The 21,205-nt window shown below is 48.4% G+C and carries 14 protein-coding genes; 1 reads left to right on the top strand and 13 read right to left on the bottom strand.

Annotation, left to right across the window (positions count from 1 at the left end; genetic code table 11):
- Positions 1-13 precede the first annotated feature (13 nt).
- Positions 14-1,786 (bottom strand): type I secretion system permease/ATPase, encoded by a 1,773-nt coding sequence (locus CRO23_RS16290; protein WP_028127960.1) that lies wholly within the window; start codon positions 1,784-1,786, stop codon positions 14-16.
- Positions 1,787-2,427: 641 nt separating this feature from the next.
- Between CRO23_RS16290 and CRO23_RS16295 the strand changes: the two genes are divergently transcribed.
- The gene (locus CRO23_RS16295) at positions 2,428-5,418 is read left to right on the top strand and encodes a beta strand repeat-containing protein (protein ID WP_079450991.1); all 2,991 of its coding nucleotides are present in this window, start codon (positions 2,428-2,430) and stop codon (positions 5,416-5,418) included.
- A 219-nt stretch (positions 5,419-5,637) separates the two neighbouring features.
- Here CRO23_RS16295 and CRO23_RS16300 read toward each other — a convergent pair whose 3' ends face one another.
- The 12 genes from CRO23_RS16300 to CRO23_RS16355 all read right to left on the bottom strand — a co-directional run bounded on the left by CRO23_RS16300 (position 5,638) and on the right by CRO23_RS16355 (position 21,204).
- Positions 5,638-6,963 carry a cellulase family glycosylhydrolase gene (locus CRO23_RS16300; protein ID WP_050487525.1) on the bottom strand — a complete coding sequence of 442 codons (1,326 nt, stop codon included), beginning with the start codon at positions 6,961-6,963 and terminating at the stop codon, positions 5,638-5,640.
- Between the two features lie 92 nt (positions 6,964-7,055).
- Complete coding sequence (wcaJ, locus tag CRO23_RS16305) at positions 7,056-8,450, bottom strand: undecaprenyl-phosphate glucose phosphotransferase (protein ID WP_049299854.1); 1,395 nt, start codon at positions 8,448-8,450, stop codon at positions 7,056-7,058.
- 128 nt (positions 8,451-8,578) lie between these two features.
- Positions 8,579-9,952, bottom strand: a complete 1,374-nt coding sequence (gene cpsG / locus CRO23_RS16310; RefSeq protein WP_028127956.1) for a phosphomannomutase CpsG — start codon at positions 9,950-9,952, stop codon at positions 8,579-8,581.
- A 63-nt stretch (positions 9,953-10,015) separates the two neighbouring features.
- Positions 10,016-11,431 carry a mannose-1-phosphate guanylyltransferase/mannose-6-phosphate isomerase gene (locus CRO23_RS16315; protein WP_028127955.1) on the bottom strand — a complete coding sequence of 472 codons (1,416 nt, stop codon included), beginning with the start codon at positions 11,429-11,431 and terminating at the stop codon, positions 10,016-10,018.
- A gap of 70 nt (positions 11,432-11,501) precedes the next feature.
- Entirely contained in the window at positions 11,502-12,566 is a 1,065-nt protein-coding gene (locus CRO23_RS16320; RefSeq protein WP_016928422.1) for a glycosyltransferase family 4 protein, read from the bottom strand.
- The gene (locus CRO23_RS16325) at positions 12,566-13,624 is read right to left on the bottom strand and encodes a glycosyltransferase family 4 protein (protein WP_028127954.1); all 1,059 of its coding nucleotides are present in this window, start codon (positions 13,622-13,624) and stop codon (positions 12,566-12,568) included. The genes CRO23_RS16320 and CRO23_RS16325 overlap by 1 nt, the downstream gene beginning before the upstream one ends.
- A gap of 31 nt (positions 13,625-13,655) precedes the next feature.
- Positions 13,656-14,990: an O-antigen ligase family protein gene (locus CRO23_RS16330; RefSeq protein ID WP_016928424.1), complete on the bottom strand. Its 1,335-nt coding sequence runs from the start codon at positions 14,988-14,990 to the stop codon at positions 13,656-13,658.
- Complete coding sequence (locus CRO23_RS16335; RefSeq protein ID WP_028127953.1) at positions 14,990-16,129, bottom strand: glycosyltransferase family 4 protein; 1,140 nt, start codon at positions 16,127-16,129, stop codon at positions 14,990-14,992. The genes CRO23_RS16330 and CRO23_RS16335 overlap by 1 nt, the downstream gene beginning before the upstream one ends.
- 28 nt (positions 16,130-16,157) lie before the next feature.
- The gene (locus tag CRO23_RS16340; protein ID WP_016928427.1) at positions 16,158-17,174 is read right to left on the bottom strand and encodes a hypothetical protein; all 1,017 of its coding nucleotides are present in this window, start codon (positions 17,172-17,174) and stop codon (positions 16,158-16,160) included.
- Between the two features lie 47 nt (positions 17,175-17,221).
- The gene (locus tag CRO23_RS16345; RefSeq protein ID WP_071525944.1) at positions 17,222-17,728 is read right to left on the bottom strand and encodes an acyltransferase; all 507 of its coding nucleotides are present in this window, start codon (positions 17,726-17,728) and stop codon (positions 17,222-17,224) included.
- Complete coding sequence (locus CRO23_RS16350) at positions 17,722-18,963, bottom strand: oligosaccharide flippase family protein (protein WP_016928429.1); 1,242 nt, start codon at positions 18,961-18,963, stop codon at positions 17,722-17,724. Before CRO23_RS16350 ends, CRO23_RS16345 begins: the two co-directional genes overlap by 7 nt.
- Positions 18,964-21,204: an N-acetylneuraminate synthase family protein gene (locus CRO23_RS16355; RefSeq protein WP_016928430.1), complete on the bottom strand. Its 2,241-nt coding sequence runs from the start codon at positions 21,202-21,204 to the stop codon at positions 18,964-18,966.
- Between the last annotated feature and the right edge of the window lies 1 nt (position 21,205).

Below are 21,205 nucleotides of genomic sequence, written 5' to 3' on the forward strand. Positions count from 1 at the left end.
GGCAATTCACGGCTTAATTAATTTGCGTTTTTGGGATGTTGCCTTCATCCGGCTCAGAATTTACCGCCCTCACCGCTTGCTGAGGCTGTTGCGTCTGCGCTTTTTGCGCATTGGCCAACGCCTGAAGCACTTGTTGAGTCGGGCCGAACGCGTTGACGTTGCCATTCACCAACAGCAACAACTTGCTGGTCATCGACAGCAAATTGGTGCGATGGGTAATCAGAACCACCGTTTTATTACGTTGCTTGAGGAACATAATGGCCTGGTTCAACGCTTTCTCGCCCGCATCATCCAGATTGGAGTTAGGCTCATCCAATACCACCAGCGAAGGGTCGCCGTACAATGCGCGCGCCAGGCCGATACGCTGTTTCTGTCCACCGGACAACCCAGCGCCACCGTTGCCGAGCACCGAATCGTAGCCGTTAGGGAAACGCAGGATCAGTTCGTGCACACCGGCCAGCTTAGCGGCTTCAATGACTTTCTCTGAATCGATATCGTTAAAGCGAGCGATATTCTCGGCGATAGTCCCGGCAAACAGCTCAATGTCCTGCGGCAGATAGCCGATATACGGCCCCAATTCATCCTTGTTCCACTGATAGATGTCGGCATTATCCAACCGAACAATCCCTTCACTGACCGGCCAAATGCCGACCAGCAAACGCGCCAGCGTCGATTTCCCCGACGCGCTCGGGCCAATGATCCCCAGCACGTCACCGGGCTGGATGGCAAAAGTCACGTTATGCAATACCGCATCGCCTTTGGAGCCCGGCGGCGTGGCGGTGACGCCTTCTACTGCGAGTACCCCTTCCGGACGCGGCAAGGACATACCGGTGCCACGTTGCGGGTGCGTTTCCAGCAGCTTGACCAACCGGCCATAAGAAAGCTTTGCCGCGCTGTAGCTCTTCCAGACGTTAATAACCTGCTCAATCGGCGCCAGCGTTCGCCCCATCAGAATGGAGCCGGCGATCATCATACCGGGCGTGATGTGCCCATCGATCGCCAGCCAGCCCCCCAGCCCCAGCACCAGCGATTGCAGCGACATGCGTACAAACTTGGTGATCGATGTGACCCGCGATGCGCGTTCGCTGGCGATGCGCTGACTGTTCAAAAACCGCTGGTGCAGACCGAACCACCGGCGTTTCAGGTTAGGCAACATCCCCAAAGCCTCGATCACTTCGGCATTTCGCAGATTGGTGCTGGCCAGCGTACCGGACATAATCGACAGCTTGCTGGCCTCCGCCAGCGGCTTTTTCGACACCATTTCGTTGATCACCGCCAATGCGATCAGCAACAGCGCACCGACCAGGGCGAAAAGCCCCAACCAAGGATTAAACAGGAATATCACCAACAGATAGATCGGAAACCACGGCGCATCAAAGAAGGCGAACAGCGCGCTGCCGGTGAGGAATTGGCGCAGATTGGTCAAGTCGCTCAGCATCTGGCCGGCGTCGGAAGAACCGTTTTTCAGATTCGCCTCGTAGGCCGCAGTGTAGACTCGCGTGTTGAGACGCATATCCAGCTGACTGCCGATACGGATCACCACCATGCTGCGCACGTATTCCAACAGCGACATCATGCCGAACATGCCCAACATGATCAGCGTCAGCATCAACAGCGTGATTTCATTACGCGAAGGAAGCACCCGGTCGTAAACCTGGAGCATATAGATAGAAGGAACTAGCATTAATAAATTAATAAATGCGGTAAATATGCCAACGGTCCAAAAAACCTTACTGCGAGTCCGTATAACATCCGCAATTTCATTGCGCGGTATAAATTGATTCACTTTCTGCCCTTACATCATGTGCACTGTCAGTCCAATCCGCATTGATATTTATGAGATTAACCTCACAAAAAAAGCCCCAAACATGCTCAAGACTGCAGATGCTTTTTCATTAACTATAGATACATATATGGAATTCCAGCAAGGCTGGCAGATGAAAAAAACATGTGCCAAAAAGAACAAAAAAAAACAATACAAAGCAAAAAGTTAGCAAAGGCTAAACGAATATGGCATCACATCGCATCCGCCGTGCATCAACGAGGCCATTCCCGATGCCACGCCAGTTAAATCATTAGAAATCTAATAATCCCCAATGTTAAAAAGCCAAAGGTGATTATCTTAGACATAAAAACATTAATTTTACACAGCAAACCCACAGGATTAATTGAGATCACAATTGGTTATAGAAAAGCAAAAATCAAAAAAATAAAAAAAATCCTATAACCTTGACAAAAATCTCATCAGCTCCTTTGATTAAATCGTGAAAGCAACAATTGGCATTAGTGTGTCATTTTTATATGCCGTTGTTTTTACAAGGTTTAATACTAAAAAACCTGACCAAACCTCTTCCTGGCACGGCTATGGGGGGCCGGTCACATCTTTCTTATGTCCGTAGAAAATGGGTACATCCAAAGGGGTAACGTATGGCCACATTAGTAGCACAGCAAAAAGCGGCTGCTTTTTTCCTTGCAATCTCTGGAAAGAATATTGACACCGCGGCGTTAGATTACTACTCGCAGAAAATTGAAACTTCTGCACTTTCTCTGGAACAAGTTGCGCAAAAATTCATTGCAGGCACCGCAAGCCTGAACGGTCTGACGGCTTCTCAGATCGTAACCAAAATATACACCGCAGTGAACGGCAGCGCCCCTAGCAGCAGCGTGCTCGCCGATCTTTTAGCGGGCAACCCCACCACGGCGTCCGTCGTCGCCAAGGTGATTAACGACGTACTCAGCTACAGCGGTTTTGATTCAACGCTGCTGACAGCACAGAGCAATTTCGAAGCCCAAGTCGAAAAAACCCTGTTCCCAGTCGCAACCGCCGCATCGTCGGCCGGCGCAGCTGACGTCCAGGGTGTTTTCCATGTCGTGGGCTTAACGCAAACTCAGGACGGCATTACCTACTGGGGAACCGTATTGGCGCAGGGCGGCAAAACGCTGGCGGCAGTCGCACAAACCTTCGTGAACAACAGCCCGCTGAAAACGTTAAGCGATAGCGATTTCATCAATGCCATCTTCCAAAATAGCTATGAACGCGCACCGACCTCGGCCGAAAGCAGCAGCTATCTTGCCTTGCTGAGTGGCGGTTCGACTCGCGGCGATGTCGTCGCTCAAGTGATCGCAGCACTGAAGGGCACCGTTGCCGCCGGCGATACCACGGCCCAACAACACTTCCAGGCGGCGACGCACGTGTGGCAACCGGGTGAACTGCCGGCCCTGAACTATCAAGAACAAGTCGCAGCCGCCTTCCTGGCAATACCGGGCCGTGGCGTCGATGCCAGCGGGCTGGACACCTGGAGCAAAGAACTGTTTGCCGGTAAGACTTATGCACAAGTCATCACTACCCTGATCAATTCCGCAGAGTCGCAAAAGAAAGGCGCTCAATTGACTGGCGATGATTTTGTTCAGCATATCTTTACCCTGGTGCATGGCACCGCCGCCACCGCTGCGCAATTAGCCAGCTATGGTGCGCTGGGGAGCAAAACGACCATCACGCAGGCCATTATCAACGACCTGCGCAACTCCATCGCCACTGACAGTGCCACCGTCACTCAGCAGCATGGCTTCGAATACGATATCGGTACCAGCCTGCTGTACAAAACCGCTGCGTCTCTGACGGCAACGGCCGCCGGCGGCAACGCGACGGGCACCGTCAACACCGGCGCATCTCACCAAATTAGCAATGCCGAAACGGCAGTGTTGACGGATGTGCAACTGAACGCCAATGCCGCCAGCATCGTGAACCTGAAGTTCGCCGACCATCTGGCGAATCTGACCATTAACGGCACCAGCGCAGCAACGGTCAACCTGTCTGACAACGGCGTTAATCCAGGCGTAGATATCACCGTCAATAACGGCAACGTCATCCTGAATGCCAGTTCGGGTGCGGATGACGTAGTCGTCACATCGGCGGCAAACATTGCGGCCGGCACGGCGCAGTTTAACCTTGGCGCCGGCAACGACAGCCTGCACTGGGCTGGGAACGGGGTTTCGGGCGGTGCGAACAGCGTGGCCAACACGGTTAAGGCTGACGGCGGCGCGGGTACGGACTCCATCTCCGCCAACTTCATTACCAAAACCGTGGTGACCAACCAGAACGCCCTGGGCGTTCGCACCAGCACAGTGACCAGCAACGCCAATAACTTCTCGAATTTCGAGAAGATCGACCTGACCGGCTACATCGGCAAGTCCGTTGGTACGCTGATTACGACACCGCTGATTGGTTCACCGACCACCACCAGCGTGACTACGCCAACCAACACCTTTGACTTTGGGCTGACCAACGGTACATCTACGGTTGAAGGCACTACCGGCGGCACGATTACGCAGAACGCGGCGACCACTAATCTGGGCACGCAAGGATTTGTGATCTCCGGTCTGGCTAACGTCAACGTCATCAACGCCGCCGGCGGCAACGCCGCGCAGCTGGAAGTGAAAGGGGACGCGACCTCCGCCAGTACGCTGAATTTCACCTTCGTGCAGAACGCCACCGATCACTTCAACATCAACTTCGATGCTGTGAGCTCTGCCAACGTGAATGCCGGCGCCATCACCCTCAACAGCAGCAGCAGCGCCCTGTTGGGTACCGCGCTGAGCACGGTGAACGTGGCCTCAGGTGGTACCGGCAACTTCGATAACATTCTGTCCTTGGCCGGCACCAATGCGCAGGTTCAGACCATCAACGTGACCGGTGACCACGCGCTGGATCTGACGCTGGGCAGCGGTTTCAGCAACGTGCGTGATATCAATGCGTCCACCAACACCGCGGGTCTGAATCTCGACTCCAGCCATGGCGGTACCGGTGACGGTATCATCATTCAGTTGCTGAACATTCTGCCGCTGAGCGTCATTACCACCAACCTGTTGGCGCCGGTGTTGACGGCGTTGGGCCTGAACGGTTACCAAATGACCGTAGAAGGTTCCAGTGCTGCCGATACCCTGGGCGTGATTGGCAACACCACGCTGACCGGTGGCGCAGGTGCCAACACCTATGACATCAAGGCGAGTAACACCCAGGCGGGTGTGACCATCAAGGACTTTAGCAGCCTCAAAGACAAGATTGTCGATGTTAACCATGGCGGCCTGACTATCTCCAATGACGCCACCGGCACGGCGGTCGCGGACTACGGCACACGTTCCGCAGACACACTGGATGCGCTGTTGGGGACTCTGGTGGGCGGTTTGACCAACGGCGTTATCGGCCTGCTGGGCGGCATTCTCGGTCTGGACAGCAGCAACTCGCTGACGTCGAAAGTGGGTGTGGCATCCGTAGTATTCAGCGGTGGCGGTAATACTGCCAGCTCTTATGTGATTATCGACAACAACGATAACCATACGCTGGATCTCAACGATACCGTGGTATACCTGACCGGGCAGAACCACCAGCAATTGGTGGATACGCTGCACTACGCGTAAGCGTAGCGCCATCACCGAGCGAGCTGATTTTTATTCAGCGCCGCGAGGGGAAATGCAATACGTGTACTGATGCCAGCCGGCTATGCCGGCTGGCTTTTTATTGGCGTCAATGTCGGCGAGTGATGAAGAAGCGCGTCGCTTAATCCTGGATAAAAAAAAACCGCAAGCTTATTAAGCTTGCGGTTTTTTATTCACGGCGCGTACGGCGCTCTCGATAGCCTACCAAGGCGATGCTATAGGGGCACTGGAGCGCATCATTACCGGTACATCACCATCGGGTGCGGCCGTATTCCCCTGAACCTCTTTGAGCGGTGTGGCACTTTGGTTTTGCGGAGCTTCAGCAGACATAAAACTGCGCAGGCTTGAAGAAATGCCGCTTGCAGGTTGGCTCACCGGTTTTTCCTGCCAGAAAAGCATCGCATGCTGATTATTGCCTTTCAGGGCTATGGAGATTTTCCCGCCCGGCAGCACTTGATATTTTTCGACGGAATAGGATCGCGCAACATCTGCCACCTGACTTAAAGCCAGCATCGACGGCTTCGGTTGGCCGTTCCGCGTCAGCAACCCAAATCGATGTTCGTTGATTTTCGGGTTGTCGCCATCATCGAGCAAATCGTACCACCATACCCCCTTAATAAAGGGACGCGATTTGGCCAGGAAGGTATATTTCACCACATATTGCGCGGCCACATCTTTTGATAACCCGCCTTTACCGTCATAGGTTGGCACGCCAATTTCCGTGATATAAATCGGCACCGTCTTACCTGCTGCCTTTGCAAGCCGGGCCTCAAATTTATCCACGACGCCGAGGTTCCCCTCAGGGGCCCGTATAGCGTAATTATCGTTGCCATACGAGTAAGGGTGGATAGAGAAGCCATCAACGTAATTCAACACGCCGAGTTTAACGATGTTATCAACCCAGGAAGGATCGCGAGTGCCTGTTGGGTTAGCCGTTCCCGTAATGACAATTGCGTTGGGATCGGCTTTTCTCACCGCAGCCGCCGTTGCTTTCACCAGCGCGACGAAAACTTCCGGCGGCGGAGGCGTCCGCGGCTTTGGCTTAATTGCAGTGGCATTCGTCCATTCGTTCCAGATCTCGTAATACTTGATCTTGCCCTTGTATTTAGACGCTGTCCAATACGCATAATTGGCGAATGCCTGAATGGCCTCAGGGGTGGTTGGATAACCCGATGGATCGTAAAGCTTGTTACCGTACGCCAATACTAATAACCCATTCAGACCGAATTTCGCCTGAGCATCGTTAAACGCTTGGTCAGCCTTTTGCATATTGCCGGTTATGACATACTGCCCTTTTTGCTGTTCCAACCCGCTCCAGGGAAAATCCGCACGATACGACGTGAAACCGTATCGCTTGATCAGCTCCAAATATTTATCCGGATCGTTGGGATACCAGCGAAAATGCGCATGCACCCCGACTTCGAAAGCCAACGCATTCGCACTGATGAACATCAGCGGCAATGCGAGAGCCAGCGATGCGGCGGGTCCCTGGCGACGCATCCGTTTACGGCTTGATTTAGTCAACATCTGACCTCCAGTTTTAAAAGAAAAATGAATCGTCTCAATACCCCAGAGATCAGGAAATCCGCATTTCCCGGGCGCGACGCTCGGAGAAAACCTCAGTACGCCGCTTTATTAATGAATCCTTTGAAAATGGTCAGGAAGACGATTTTAATGTCCAACCAAACGCTCCAGTTACGGATATAGTCCAAATCGAACTCAACGCGCTTTTGCATTTTTTCCAACGTATCCGTCTCGCCACGCCAACCATTGATTTGGGCCCATCCCGTAATGCCTGGCTTCATTTTATGGCGCAGCATATAGCCGTTGATCAACTTTCTATACTGCTCATTATGTGCCACGGCATGCGGCCTTGGACCTACGATCGACATGTCGCCTTTCAATACATTGACAAACTGCGGCAGTTCATCCAGCGAGGTGCGTCGCAAGAAAGCGCCGACCGGTGTTAAACGCGAGTCCCCTTTTTTCGCTTGAACGACTTTATCGCCATCTTCCATCACGGTCATCGAACGGAACTTCCATACCTCGATAGCCTTACCATCCATGCCATAACGCCTTTGTTTGAAGATGATCGGGCCGGTAGAGGTAAACTTAACCATACCGGCGATCAGCAACAGAACCGGAGATATGAACAGCAGAATAAATATTGACAGAATGATGTCTTCAATACGCTTAATCACCTGATTAATCCCGCTCATCGGGGTATCAAACAATGAAACGACAGGGACGCCATTAATTTCTTCAGAACGCGACTGTAATATATTGAACGTAAAGATATCAGGAATCAGCATCACTGAGCAGGTCGTATCAGAAAGATCCGCAATCGTATCTTTGATCAATTTTTCCTGCTCCATCGACATTGCGATATATACCCGATCAATACGCCCACATTTTGCATCGCTGACGAGTTGAGACAAGTCGCCACAGCGCTCAATCTTGCTGTTCAATGGAGAATTATCATTGTCGTAAATGCCCAACACTTTAAATCCCATCCAGTGAGCATCACGCAAAGACTCTGCCAGGCGAATGCCGACGGGCATCGCCCCCATGATGGCCACATTACGGGTATTGAAACCAATATTGCGCATGTATCCCAAGAGCAGCCGGATCACGCTGCGCGTAATGATCAAACCGCAGCACACCAACAGATACCATTGGATATAAATGGAATATTCGTTGTTGAACACATTTATCAGCGCCACCGTGCCCGACGTCAACAGCAGGCTCAACGACCAGTTTTGCAAAATGAGCTGGATTTCCAGACCCGCACGCACACCACGCCATGATCGATAAAAATCAGTAATACCACCAATCATTTGGAAGATGACGATCGAAATTAATACCATAATCCAGTGCTGCATGCTGAATGCGGCACCGGAGATTAAGCAGGATAAGTACAATCCGCTAAAGATAACGAAAATATCAGAGAAGCGCTGAAGCATTGAAGTAAGAGACGCATTAGTATGCAACACACCCCGACGGAAACCGTTCATAGATAACTGCCTATTAACTATCATAGTATAGATGCCTTTTGTTAGTTTTCTCTGGTACCTATATCACTTCGCAATGCTGGGCCGTATACCGCCCGCCCAGCATTAGAATATAGCTTTAAAACCAGAGATCAGCTTCGAAGCAAGGCCAGTATTTCCTCTGTTTTCTTCTGCATCAGTGCAGGATTGGCTCGCGACTCGACGTTCAAACGCACCACCGGCTCAGTATTCGAGCTGCGTAAATTAAATCGCCAATCTGCAAATTCCAGACTAATGCCATCGGTCGTGTCAAATTCCAGCGCCGTAGGCCGATAGCGATTTAATACTCTTTCGATCGCGGCTTTTGGATTTTGCAGTTTGCTATTAATTTCACCCGATGCTGGATACGCGATCATACGATCCCCGACCAACTCCCCGAGCGTCTTGTTTTTAATGCACAGCAACTCCGCAACCAACAGCCATGGGATCATGCCGCTATCGCAATATGAAAAGTCGCGGAAGTAATGGTGGGCACTCATCTCGCCGCCGTATACGGCGTCTTCCAGGCGCATACGTTCTTTAATGAATGCATGGCCAGTTTTCGACATCACCGGCACTCCGCCCGCCTGCTTGACCACATCAATGGTGTTCCAGCTCAAGCGTGGGTCATGGATGATTTTCGCCCCGCCGTCTTTCTCCAGAAACGCCTCGGCCAGCAGGCCAACGATATAGTAACCTTCAATGAATCCACCGTTCTCATCGAACAAGAAGCAGCGATCGAAATCACCGTCAAACGCGATCCCCATATCCGCCTTATACTGGCGCACGGCTTGCGCCGTATCTTCCCGACATTCCGGCAGCAACGGGTTAGGGATCCCGTTGGGGAAATTGCCGTCAGGCTGGTGATGAACCTTGATAAACTCAACCGGCACCTGAAGCTGCTTGAAACGCGATTCGATAGCATCGATGACGTGACCGGCCGCGCCGTTACCGGAGTTGACCACCAGCTTCAACGGTTTGAAGTTAGCCGTATTCACATAGCCCAGCAGATGATCCACATACTCTTTTTCAATCGATATTTTTTCGTAGCTACCGCGCTTGGCCGGATCAACCGCAGCGAAGCTGTTATTTTCCGCCAGGCGCTGAATATCGCGCAAACCGGTATCACCGCTGATCGGCTTGGCTTGGCTGCGCACCAGCTTCATTCCATTGTAATTCATAGGATTATGGCTGGCCGTCACTTCGATGCCACCATCGAGACCTAAGTGGAAAGTGGCAAAATAGATTTCTTCAGTCCCACTGACGCCAATATCCAGAACATTAACCCCAGCATCGCGTAGCCCCTCAGCCAACGCGAGTTTTAGTTCCTCGCTGGTCAAACGAATGTCTCCCCCGACGACAACGCTTTGAGGTTGCAAAAACTCTCCATAGGCACGGCCGACACGATAGGCGATATCGCTGTTCAGTTCTTCACCTAGTTGCCCGCGAATGTCGTATGCTTTGAAACAAGTCAATGATTGAGACATATTGAGATCCTTACCAAATGTAAATACAGCGATGCGGCTCAAATATCCGCCGCACCAAAATTCTTAATTATGCTGAGCGGAATCGCCGATTCGCACGATATCGTCCTCGCCCAAATAGGCACCCGATTGAATCTCAATCAAATCCAACGGGATTTTTCCCGGGTTTTCGAGAGAATGTTCAACCCCAAGAGGGATATAAATGGATTCGTTTTCACTGATGAGTTGCATTTTTCCATTGGTATGCACTTTGGCGGTGCCTGACACCACTACCCAGTGTTCCGAGCGATGATGATGCATCTGCAAGGACAATTTCTCACCAGGCTTCACGGTAATGCGGCGAACCTGGAAGCGATCGCCTTGCGCAATCGCATCATGTTTGCCCCATGGACGATAAACCTCACGGTGCTGTTTGCTTTCGGAGCGCTTTTGCCGTTTCAGCTGATTGACGATTTCCTTCACGTCTTGCACTTTATCTTTATCGGCAATCAACACGGCGTCTTTGGTTTCAACCACAACCAGATTGTTCACCCCAACAGCGGCCACCAATTTATGCTCCGCGCGAATGTAGTTATTTGAACAGTTATGCTCAAGAACATCACCGAAAGTAGAGTTCCCTTTTGTGTCTTTTTCGCTGATTTCCCACAACGCAGACCATGATCCGACGTCATTCCACCCCGCGTCCAGAGGCACGACGACAGCATCTGCAGTCTGTTCCATCACGGCATAATCGACAGACTCATCCGGGCAGGCGATGAAAGCGTTTCGATCAACGCGGATAAAGTCCATATCAGGGGTCAGATGCGCGAGCGACAGCTTACACGCGTCCAAAATATCTGGGCGGAAGCGCCCCAATTCTTCCAGGTAACGGCTGGCTTTGAACAAGAACATACCGCTATTCCAGAGATATTCACCGCTGGTCAGATACTGCTGCGCAGTATCAAGATCAGGTTTTTCAACGAACCGCGAAACGCCGCAAATACTGGAACCGTCGATGCTGGTACCTTTTTGAATATACCCATAGCCCGTTTCCGGGCCCGTCGGTACTATGCCGAAAGTAGCCAGTTTACCCGCTTCAGCATAAGGAATAGCCTGATTCACCGCGTCGCGGAAAATCTCTTCGTCCTGAATGACGTGATCCGCGGCCAATACCAACATCAGCGGATCGTCACCGCTGGAAACGGCCTGCAAAGCGGCGAGCGCAATCGCCGGCGCGGTATTACGCCCTACCGGCTCCAGAATAATATTATGTGACAAACGCGTTATTTGTCGTAGCTGTTCAGCCACGATAAAACGATGCTCTTCGTTACATATAACAAGAGGATCAATAATGTCTAACCCTTTAAGCCGCATGACCGTTGTTTGCAACATGGAAAACTCGTTGCACAGTGCTAAAAACTGTTTGGGAAATAATTCACGAGAAAGCGGCCACAGGCGACTTCCTGTTCCCCCAGCCATAATAACAGGATAAAGGTTACTCATTTTTACTCTCACCGATTAAATATAATAGGAAAAAAATTTATTTTCATTCCAAAAAACGTGGATGTATCGATTATCTGTAAAGACGGTAGGTATTGGATACCATTTTTTCTGAAGTGAAATTAGCATTGTAGAAATCGACACAGTCTGCTTTCATTGCACCCCAATCGCGCTTGTCGCGAGTACTCAGTATTTCAGCGGCCTCATCAGCTGCATTGGTCGTAAACAGATAGCCCGTAACACCTTCATTCACCACCTCCGGCAATGAACTGCAGCGGCTGGCGACCACAGGCAACCCATAGCTCTCTGCCTCAACGGCGACAAGGCCGAACGATTCCCAGCGGCTTGGCATCAACAACACATCCGCATAAGTGAAATAAGGAGCCATCGCTGAAGGCGTCAACCAGCCTTTAAAGTCCATTCGGACATGAGGCGCGGGTTGTTCTTTCGCATGCACATTGCCGCCGACGATCGTGATTAAAAATCTGTCATCCAGTTTATCGGCAATCTGCTGAACCAAATCAAATCCTTTTTGGTAATCAAAGCGGCCAACAAACAATATATTAATTTTATCTTGATGATAAGGGTTAGTCTCATCGGGCAACGCGACAGGAGGCTCTACGCCGTTATAAACCACGGTCAAATTACCCGGATCCATTCCGGCCATCAGTGCCGTTCTTTTCTCATATTCGCTGGTACAGATGATCACATCGGTATTCTTTTGCAGTACTTTCTCTATCTTGGCATAGACCTTTTTTTTCTTTTCTGATGTGTCCATCAGGAAAGAAAAAGCATGTGGGCAATAAATAATTTTGGGTTTGCACGTCATTCTTACCAATGGCGTTAACAACCGGCAAACAACCCCTGCAAAAGTACTGTGGACGTGAATGACATCCGGTTTTTCTTTACGCACTAACTGGATATAGTTAATAGCCAAAGAGATAAATGAAGGGATATTTCTCCCGGTGCGCGAAAATACCTTCATTTTTTCATCAGGGAAAGCCCCGATCTCGCGGTATTGGCTATCGGGCAACACACAGTAAAAATCAAATTCATCATTTTGCTGTACAAGTTGTCTAATTACCGTAGCGACGCCACCTTTCACTGTTTCGGCAACATGCAGCACTTTTTTTTTCATTACATAGCTCTCGTCATTATCTCGCTCAACGCTGCAGCCGAACGCATCCAATCGAAACGTTTGACATTCTCAAAACCCTCAGCGATTAAAGTTTGGCGCAACGCTTCATCCTGTATAATCCGCTCCAGTGCCTGTTGCATTTCCGGGATATTCTCTGGCTCAAAGTACAATGCACTCTGCAACAACACCTCGGGCAAAGAAGCGCGATTGGACGATACTACCGCGCAGCCACAGGCCTGTGCTTCTAACGGAGGAATGCCAAACCCTTCATATAAAGAAGGAAACACAAAGGCACGAGCATGAGAATAGAGTTCGACAAGCTGTTGATCGCTCACCCGCCCCAAAAACTGTATGTTATCGTTCGCCGCAGCTTCTTTTGTCGAAAACCCCACATCCGCGAAGTTCTTATTGGCGGCTCCAATGATTTTCAGTGTTACATCCTGGCTGTTTGCCATTTTAGAGAAAGCGGCAATCAGACCATGAAAGTTTTTGTGATAATTTGGAGACGAAACAGCCAATAAATAGGGGCGCTCTGTATCGGATACTGGCGCAGCAGGTTTAAACTGCTCAGAGACCGCATTATAGATTACGTAAATATTGTTTAATGGGTAGTCAAACGCCTGGCTAATTTCTTTTTTAGAAAACTCACTAACTGTGATCAACGCCTTACTGTGACGTAGCATCAGAGGGACTAGATTATTATAAACAAAACGAAATTTTGCAGAGTAACTTTGCGGATAGCGTTTATATATAATGTCGTGATGAGTAACAATTTTATTACGATAAAAGATCGGTGCCGTATTACAAAGGTTAATGAGAAGCGGACTTTTATTTTTCCTTAAAAAAGCAGGAAGCTCCAACTGCTCCCAAAAGTGGCCACTTTTCTTACCCACTACCTGAACATTCAATTGCGACGCGATATCGTGATGAATAATATTAGGTGGCGATACAAAAATGACATCATGCCTAATTTTACTCAGCGCAAGACATATTTCTTGAGCAAACCGCTGAACACCTGTCAAATCCTGCGTTAAAAATCGCGCATTGACATAGATCATTAATTACCTCGTAACTTTAAATAATATCGCGTCAATGTAGCGATTGAATATAGCCTACATTCTTCTTTGACCGACTCACGGCCCCCGTCTCGGGCGTTCTAATCGACAATAACAAGATTGAGATAATAATTGGGAATATGTAGCCTGGATAGTTTGTCAACGGATTATTATAAACAAAGTTCATCGATAGCGAGATCATCCAATATAGGTAAATACTGGGGTTAAGGCCAAGACGAGTACGTTGATAAAGAATGCCAAGAATAACCGACGCAACGATAACAAGAATAATAATGCCGACATTCCCGTAATTCGACAACATGTAGATATACATACTGTCAAGCGGGATTGAGTTCGTATTGTCATCACCAATCACTGCGTTGCCATTCACAGCATACCCAGCACCGATAAATGGCGAATATTCACTGTCAGCTCGCACGGCCTCTATATTGACTGTACGAAGTAAAATGCTGTTCTCCGCGTAAGCATTCTCCTTCGGAAATATCATCTCATAAATACTGTAATTGGTTGTCGTAATATAAAAGAACAGTGACAAGACCATCGTTACCATGGTAACTGAGTTCAGGCTAAAACGTTGAGAGAAAAAGCGTCTCAACATCAGGAACATGATATAAAGCAGCGCCATAATGATCGCCGTTTTCGATGTTGAAAATGCGATCCCTACCATAGTGAGAAGAATATACTTTTTGCGATGTTTTACGCTTACATAAGGCGATAACACCAGTGCAAAGAACAGATATTCACTGAGGCTGAATGGCCCGGTGAGCAAACCAAAAGCACGTAATTGACCTTGGATAGTGCGCAGCAGAAGACCATATTCTTTACCAAACTGTGTCAACTGCGGGCCTGGGTCAAAACCGATTAGCGCATAAAGCAGGCCTGCCAAGCTGGATTCGGCGACTGCAAAAAGCGCATTCAATACGGCAAAGAAAATATAGTACTTGATGATTTTATTAACAATTTCGACACGTTCATTATATTCGAAAAGAAGTAAAACGGCCGCAAAGAAAAAAGAACCGAATGTAAGCAACTCTAAGCGAAACTGAACTATAGAACGGAAGAAATCAAATCTTCCGGCAATCATACTAAAAAGAATATAAACTAACGAGAAGACTACCATTGACAAGAAAAAGACCAATACGCTTCTACACTGTTTTGACACTGTAGGATTACGCGCAAAAAGTAGTATTAGTACGAAAACTGGAACTGCCATGGCAAAAAAGTCTTTATATAACAAAAGTGCCCTGGTCGACATATACGCAGCGACGGTCACGACGCCGTTCAATGAGAGCAATGCCATGTACGTCAGCAAAAGAAAAACAACCAGCGACTTTGTCGATACTCTCATTATGACCCTCTATACACACTCTCATAGGCATCGGTTATTTTTTCCAGTTCAAAAAACGAACGACGCGATTTATTGTTATTTTCTCTAACGACGCTTACCACACTAGCGACAGAAAAATCTTTTAGCTCGAAAATGTTGTCGTAAAAAGCGGCGATTTCAGCCACTCCACCATTGAAAGACGTATACACAACCTTACCAGAGATGGCTGATTCCGCAACTGTCCGCCCAAAGGGTTCATTCCACCGCGTCGGTAGAACAACGGCGTCAATCTGCGTCATAAACTCTTCAATCTTGATAAAGCCAAGCAAATGAATGCCTGCTTCCAACGCCAACCCCTTCAACTTCTCGCCAGAAGCGTCACCGTTGAATCTGCCGGCGGCGTAAAATGCAACCTGAGGATCGCCGCTGGCCTGTTTTGCCAGAGCACAAAACTCATCAAACCCTTTGTCTTCGGTGAGACGACCGACAAAACCGATCCTGACCTTTTCGCTGACGGTCGGTACGTAGTCTATCGCCGCGACAGGATTGTAGATATGCGTATGCACCGCGTTGCGAGCAAATCCATTTCCCTGATGCAAGGCGGAAATATATTGACTTATACCAACAAAAGCATCCACGCGTTGACTGGCTTTTTTCTTTAGATAAGAGGTGATGCGCACTGCAGGCGACTGTACATCCATATTTTGGCCATGTTTAAACAACGTGCCATTGGGGTGGAATAGATAATAATCGCGAGTCGTATGCACCACGCGCGCCCCCAGCTTCTTGGCCACTCGCCACGCAGCAACGGAAAACCCGCTGAGGTTATTGGTATGCACCACATCCGGAGAAAACTTGCGTAGCTCGTTGCGCATGGCTCGAGCCATAAATGGATTATAAGAATCGAGTAGGTGCCACACCGCTTTTTTTAATTTGCTTGCAGCTGATGCCTTGAACGGCCAGTACACATTCTTGAGAGGTAAATAGGCAATATGCACGCCATTAAGAGTGTCATACTTTACCTCATCAAGTTCATGAAGACAAAATACACCAACCTCATGCCCGGCCCGTTGCAAACTTTCAGCCAATAGTTGGACTGATACCTCAGCACCACCTATTTTATAAGGAGCATAAAGCGTGTTAATTAAAGCAATCTTCATTCCCATCACCAAAATATAATTTATAAGATTAAAGTTTGTTTTTAATCAGCGTAATGTCCGCGTTTTCATAACTCTCATAGTTTTTATAAATTGCGCCGACGAATCCGACCCACTCTGGCGACAAAACTTTCTCATCGAGAACATAAGCGGTTATTTTTATTTTTTCATCGTATATCTTTACAAGATTATCATACAATGATGAATAAAAACCGGCTATAGACCTGACGTTCTCCCCAGCCACAATCGGATAAACCTCAAAGGGAAAGTCCAAGCGACGAACCTCTACATGCTTTCTGATTTCCTCTATTTTCTCTTCACGTTCGCGGCGATGAGGAATATAAACCAGTTCGGCATCAGTCTGGTTTGACTTTAAATCGCTTATCATTTTAAGCGTCAAATCAATATCATCAACAGACGTTACCCCCGCCTCAAAAAGCGGCGTGCCTATAATGAAGACTCTGTTCTTGCCATCAGGAAGGCTGGCCAGTTTAGCCTTAAAGTTTTGGTAACTGTGTTTAATGACCACATCGCGTTTTGAAACATTGCCTTCAATGTCATACACAGAGAAAAAGGTTATTTTTTCGCGCTCATTATTGGTCATGCCAAGTGACTTAAGGAAAACCGACTTTACGATGCTCCGAGTAGTGACATTATTGTAACGTTTAATTCTGAGCGTTGCCGTACCGTCATCCAGTAGAACTACATCCCTTTTTGGGTACTTATGCGCCAAAATCCAAAAAACTCTGGCGCGGTACTCACCGGCGATCAAAGTGACAGTTTCCTTCGCACTCACTACTGAAGTCGCGCTCTTCAATTGCCGCTTAATGTCAAAAGCATTGCCCAAATTCCCCTCAGCATCAATGGTTTTCAAGGAGCGATGCTTAATCATCTTCAGCAGATACACGATCTGCCCATGATTCAACGCGGAATTGGCCGAGCGCTTATTGACAATCAGCAGATCGAGCATGATGTCATTCGCATCAAGATATTCAATGAGATTAAAAGCCTGAAGCGGTGACTCGATATACGCAATGTACTTACTCATATTTCTAATATCCGATTAAGCTACGGGCATGAATGTTTAGTTGCCGTTCAATGGAATTTGCCTTCAGCTTTAAGCTGCAGATAATGAGCAACATCACGTTGCGAAAAGGGTTTGGCAGGATGGCCACCGGCTATAGCGTAAGGCTCTATATTTTTAACCACCACGCTGCCGGCTTGGATAATCGCCCCCTCACCAATGCTGACGCCAGGAAGAACAATGACATTGATTCCTAACCACACATTATCTCCTATGTGCGTGTCCTTCAGCACATAAGTATTATCGTAGGGAATAGCGTTTCCATGATGATTATGATTTTCTGTAATTAGCACACAGCCAAAACCACAATGGAAATTATCACCAATAACAACCCTGCCCTTGCCGACCACCGTCAAGCCATTAGAGTTGAAGTTGTTGCCAAGCCGGGTTTTGTTATTAACCACAGTTAAAAAATTGACTTTCGGATCGCGGCCGCAGCTTTCAGCCACTCTGATAACTTTTGAGCGATAACGCTGCTTACGTAAGTTTCGCAACCATCGTTTAAGACTTGCTAGCATCTTTTCCTCTCAATGCCGATCTGTCGCTTGCCACAATAAAAAGTCACTGCACATGCATAAAAACTGGAAATTGCATAAACCAGGCAGAAATACTCAACTTTTATTTCCGTCATGGTGATGACAAAGATACCAATCAAATGCGTAATCATCGAGCCCATAGTAATAATCGATATTAATTTATTTTTACGATAGTAAAACAGTGAGTGCGTAAAAATATAATAAATCGATAAAAATGCAGTTCCAGGCAAAAGTATGTTGAAGTAATAAATTGCGCTATTGAATTCAGCATTAAATAAATATGGAAAAGCAAACGGCAGAATGAAGAAATAAATAACACATGAGACAATAACCAGAGCCGTGTATCCATATTGAATAAGCTCCACGCCTCGAAAATCGTTCGCTTTAAGTTTGCGGTAAATAAATGGCTGGAACGCCTGATTGATTACACCAAAAAAAAGCATAACGATGGAGGTTAGCTGGAATGCCAAGCCATAAACCCCCACAACAGCAGTGCTCATGTAATGAGCGATAAAGAAACGATCTACCGATGACTTAATCCAATAACTACCGTGATGCGGTAATAAGGATACTCCATAGCTAATGATTTCCTTATAACGTTTACGCGACGGCTCGAGCTCGCTGCGTTTAACCGCTCTCTTCCGGTAGACAAAGAACTCATAGGCTAACTGAATGCTGAAAAATGATGCCGCGATCGCTATCAAACGTTGTCCTGGCGTCGCCGCTATCATTTCAAAAAGGGCGATCGTGAACAAAACATTGAATGCGGAAAGCAAAAATTGACCGATAGCCGCAACTTTATAGGTCTGACTAATGCGCAAATGCGATAAATTGATAAAGTTCAGCGCTTGTGCCAGAGACGCTAAAACAACCAGAAAACCATCACTGAAAGAAACTGAGATCTTGGTGACCAGTGTGACTATGTAGAATATAGCCACCAATAGCACGCTCGACGCGACAGCCAAGGTGATGTTATCTCTGCGGAACACCAGGGAGCTCCCTTCCCCCTCCTGCATATATTTGACCGGCAACAGACCTTGACCACTGAACGAAATGAAAATGATCAAGATCTGAATAACGGACAAATACAGAGTCAGCGCGCCGTACCCCGACGCGCCAAGGTGTGCTGTCAAATAAGGCAATATGATGAAGCCGATGACTTTGCCGAGAATATCCCCTATCGACAAAGCCGCAGCCCCCATAATGGCTTTACTCATTTACAGATACTTTTCCAGGAAGTTAAGCGCATGCCAGAACCCTTCCCCTTGGTTTTTGTGCCCCTGCCACACTTCCGGAATAAATTGCGCGCCCGGCGCATAGCGGCGCAGATCATCCGCCAGCTCGTCAAAGTTCACATCACCTTTACCGATCTGAACCCCTTCACCATCCACACCCAGTGCATCAACAATATGCATGTGCGCGGTATAAGGGCCGACTTTCTGGGTGAAGTCATGAAGATCCCATTGGTAATAATTGCAAGCCATCATGGAGTGCGACGTATCATAGCAAATACGATAGCCGTATTTTTCACAGAACGCTTTAATCTCGTCCGGATCGACAAAGAGGTTGTGGTAGCTCTGGCCACCAAAGTGCCATGGGAATGGAGGCATCGTTTGGATGATAATTTCAACGCCTTCTTGATTGATCTCCCCCAAAGCGGCACCAATACGTTCGTACATCGCCTGACGCGACTCTTTCGGCAAGAAACCGGTGGTATTGAAACCACCCGCATTCACCACGATGACCGGACGCTCAGTTTTCGGGAAATACTGCTTTAATGCGCGAGTCACATCACAGACACGCTGCAACTGTTTGATCGAATGGGCAAGATAAGCAGGATCATCCGTTGCCAAGTCCAAAATATGATCGTTGGCGAACAACTCTGGGCTATGTACCGCAAAACCGATATCTTCAGCGCCGGAGAAGAATTCGGTCAAATCCAGCTCCATGTCCTGATAGCTCAGGTGGAATTCGACGAAATCCAGGTTGGATTTATTCTTCAGCTTGCCGTAATCGTGATAGCGCACAGGAATGCCGAACGGACGATTGAAGTCATAGTCCTTAGCCTCTATCGCTACATCATTCAGATCTGACTCGTAGAAGTAACCGCCTTTTTCGTGGTCACGATTGGCTTTCTTGCCGACCAATTGCTCCAGATACAGAGGCTGCAGCCCCTGGCCCGGGCTCTTCACCTCTACCATCTCGCGGGTAATGATTTCGCCTTTTTTCAGATCGCGATTGATAATCAAACTCTTCGCCAGAGTCTCGCGATTGATCATTTCCCCTTGGGTGATAGTACGCTCGCCGGCATTGCCCATGGACTCTTCAACTTCGCGGATGCGCACAACCATCTCTTTGAACTCAGGTGGTAAAAGAGACACTTTATGGTCATTGCCTTCCATAGATTTGTCGATGGTGAAGTGTTTCTCGATCACGCGTGCGCCCAAGGCAGTAACGGCGATCGGCACGGAAATACCGCGCTCATGGCCGGAATAGCCCACCAGGCAACCCGTTACCTGCTGCAGACGCTTGATATAGGCCAGGTTGACGTCTTTAAACGGCGTCGGATACGTTGAGTTGCAATGCAGAATCACAAACTCGGCGCCTTTGGATTTCAAAAAATCAACCGAGCTTTTGATTTCCGCTTCGCTGCACATGCCGGTAGAACAAATCAGCGGTTTGCCTGTAGCAGCCAGCGCGGCCAACATTTCGTGGTTGGTGAAGTCGGCGGAAGCGACCTTATAACCTTCCATACCGTAGTTTTCCAGTATTTCAAGGCTCTTCAGATCCCAAGGGGTACAGAGCGGGGTCAACCCCTTCTCCTTGCAGTAATCGAACACTTCGATCAGTTCTTCATTGCTCAACTGGAATTTTCTTAGCAAATCCAGCGTGTACTGCGCGCCAAGATCGGCTGATTTGTCTTTATCGTTGCCGCCCTTATATAGCGAGCTCAGGTCACGCATTTGGAATTTAACGCAATCGGCCCCCGCGTCAACCGCCAGGTCAACCAGATGCTTAGCCAACTTGATGTCGCCATTATGGTTGTTGCCAATTTCAGCAATAATGTAAGTCGGCGAAGTTTCAGTGATGGTGTGCTTGCCGATCGTCAGGCCTTTTTCGCTTTGCAGCGCCACAGCGACCAGACGCCGATAGTCATCAACCAGCGGCAATACGTCAACGCCGTTCGTAAACAGTGAGTCAATCTCGTTACGTGGCGCGTCCACTTTTTTATAGCGAACGTTCTGGTTCATCACTTCTGACATTTCGCGACTCAGATCGAAATCACCATTAGTGATCCAGCGACGGAAATCACCGTCAGAAAAAGAGCCGCACAGCTTGCCGTCTTCAGTGACAACAAAAATGATTCGCTTTTTGTTCGAGTTGATTTTTTCTAATGCTTTAATGATTGATTCTGTTTCAAACACTAAAAAATCAGATATCTTTTTCTGGATTAACATG

This window comes from Serratia sp. JKS296, assembly GCF_900215445.1.
GTDB classification, from domain to species: Bacteria; Pseudomonadota; Gammaproteobacteria; order Enterobacterales; family Enterobacteriaceae; genus Serratia; species Serratia marcescens.

Excerpts from the sequence above, each read along its gene's own strand:
- CRO23_RS16295 (WP_079450991.1), top strand. The coding sequence starts at position 2,428 with ATGGCCACATTAGTAGCACAGCAAAAAGCGGCTGCTTTTTTCCTTGCA.
- CRO23_RS16300 (WP_050487525.1), bottom strand. The coding sequence starts at position 6,963 with ATGTTGACTAAATCAAGCCGTAAACGGATGCGTCGCCAGGGACCCGCC.
- wcaJ (WP_049299854.1), bottom strand. The coding sequence starts at position 8,450 with ATGAACGGTTTCCGTCGGGGTGTGTTGCATACTAATGCGTCTCTTACT.
- cpsG (WP_028127956.1), bottom strand. The coding sequence starts at position 9,952 with ATGTCTCAATCATTGACTTGTTTCAAAGCATACGACATTCGCGGGCAA.
- CRO23_RS16315 (WP_028127955.1), bottom strand. The coding sequence starts at position 11,431 with ATGAGTAACCTTTATCCTGTTATTATGGCTGGGGGAACAGGAAGTCGC.
- CRO23_RS16320 (WP_016928422.1), bottom strand. The coding sequence starts at position 12,566 with ATGAAAAAAAAAGTGCTGCATGTTGCCGAAACAGTGAAAGGTGGCGTC.
- CRO23_RS16325 (WP_028127954.1), bottom strand. The coding sequence starts at position 13,624 with ATGATCTATGTCAATGCGCGATTTTTAACGCAGGATTTGACAGGTGTT.
- CRO23_RS16330 (WP_016928424.1), bottom strand. The coding sequence starts at position 14,990 with ATGAGAGTATCGACAAAGTCGCTGGTTGTTTTTCTTTTGCTGACGTAC.
- CRO23_RS16335 (WP_028127953.1), bottom strand. The coding sequence starts at position 16,129 with ATGAAGATTGCTTTAATTAACACGCTTTATGCTCCTTATAAAATAGGT.
- CRO23_RS16340 (WP_016928427.1), bottom strand. The coding sequence starts at position 17,174 with ATGAGTAAGTACATTGCGTATATCGAGTCACCGCTTCAGGCTTTTAAT.
- CRO23_RS16345 (WP_071525944.1), bottom strand. The coding sequence starts at position 17,728 with ATGCTAGCAAGTCTTAAACGATGGTTGCGAAACTTACGTAAGCAGCGT.
- CRO23_RS16350 (WP_016928429.1), bottom strand. The coding sequence starts at position 18,963 with ATGAGTAAAGCCATTATGGGGGCTGCGGCTTTGTCGATAGGGGATATT.
- CRO23_RS16355 (WP_016928430.1), bottom strand. The coding sequence starts at position 21,204 with ATGTTAATCCAGAAAAAGATATCTGATTTTTTAGTGTTTGAAACAGAA.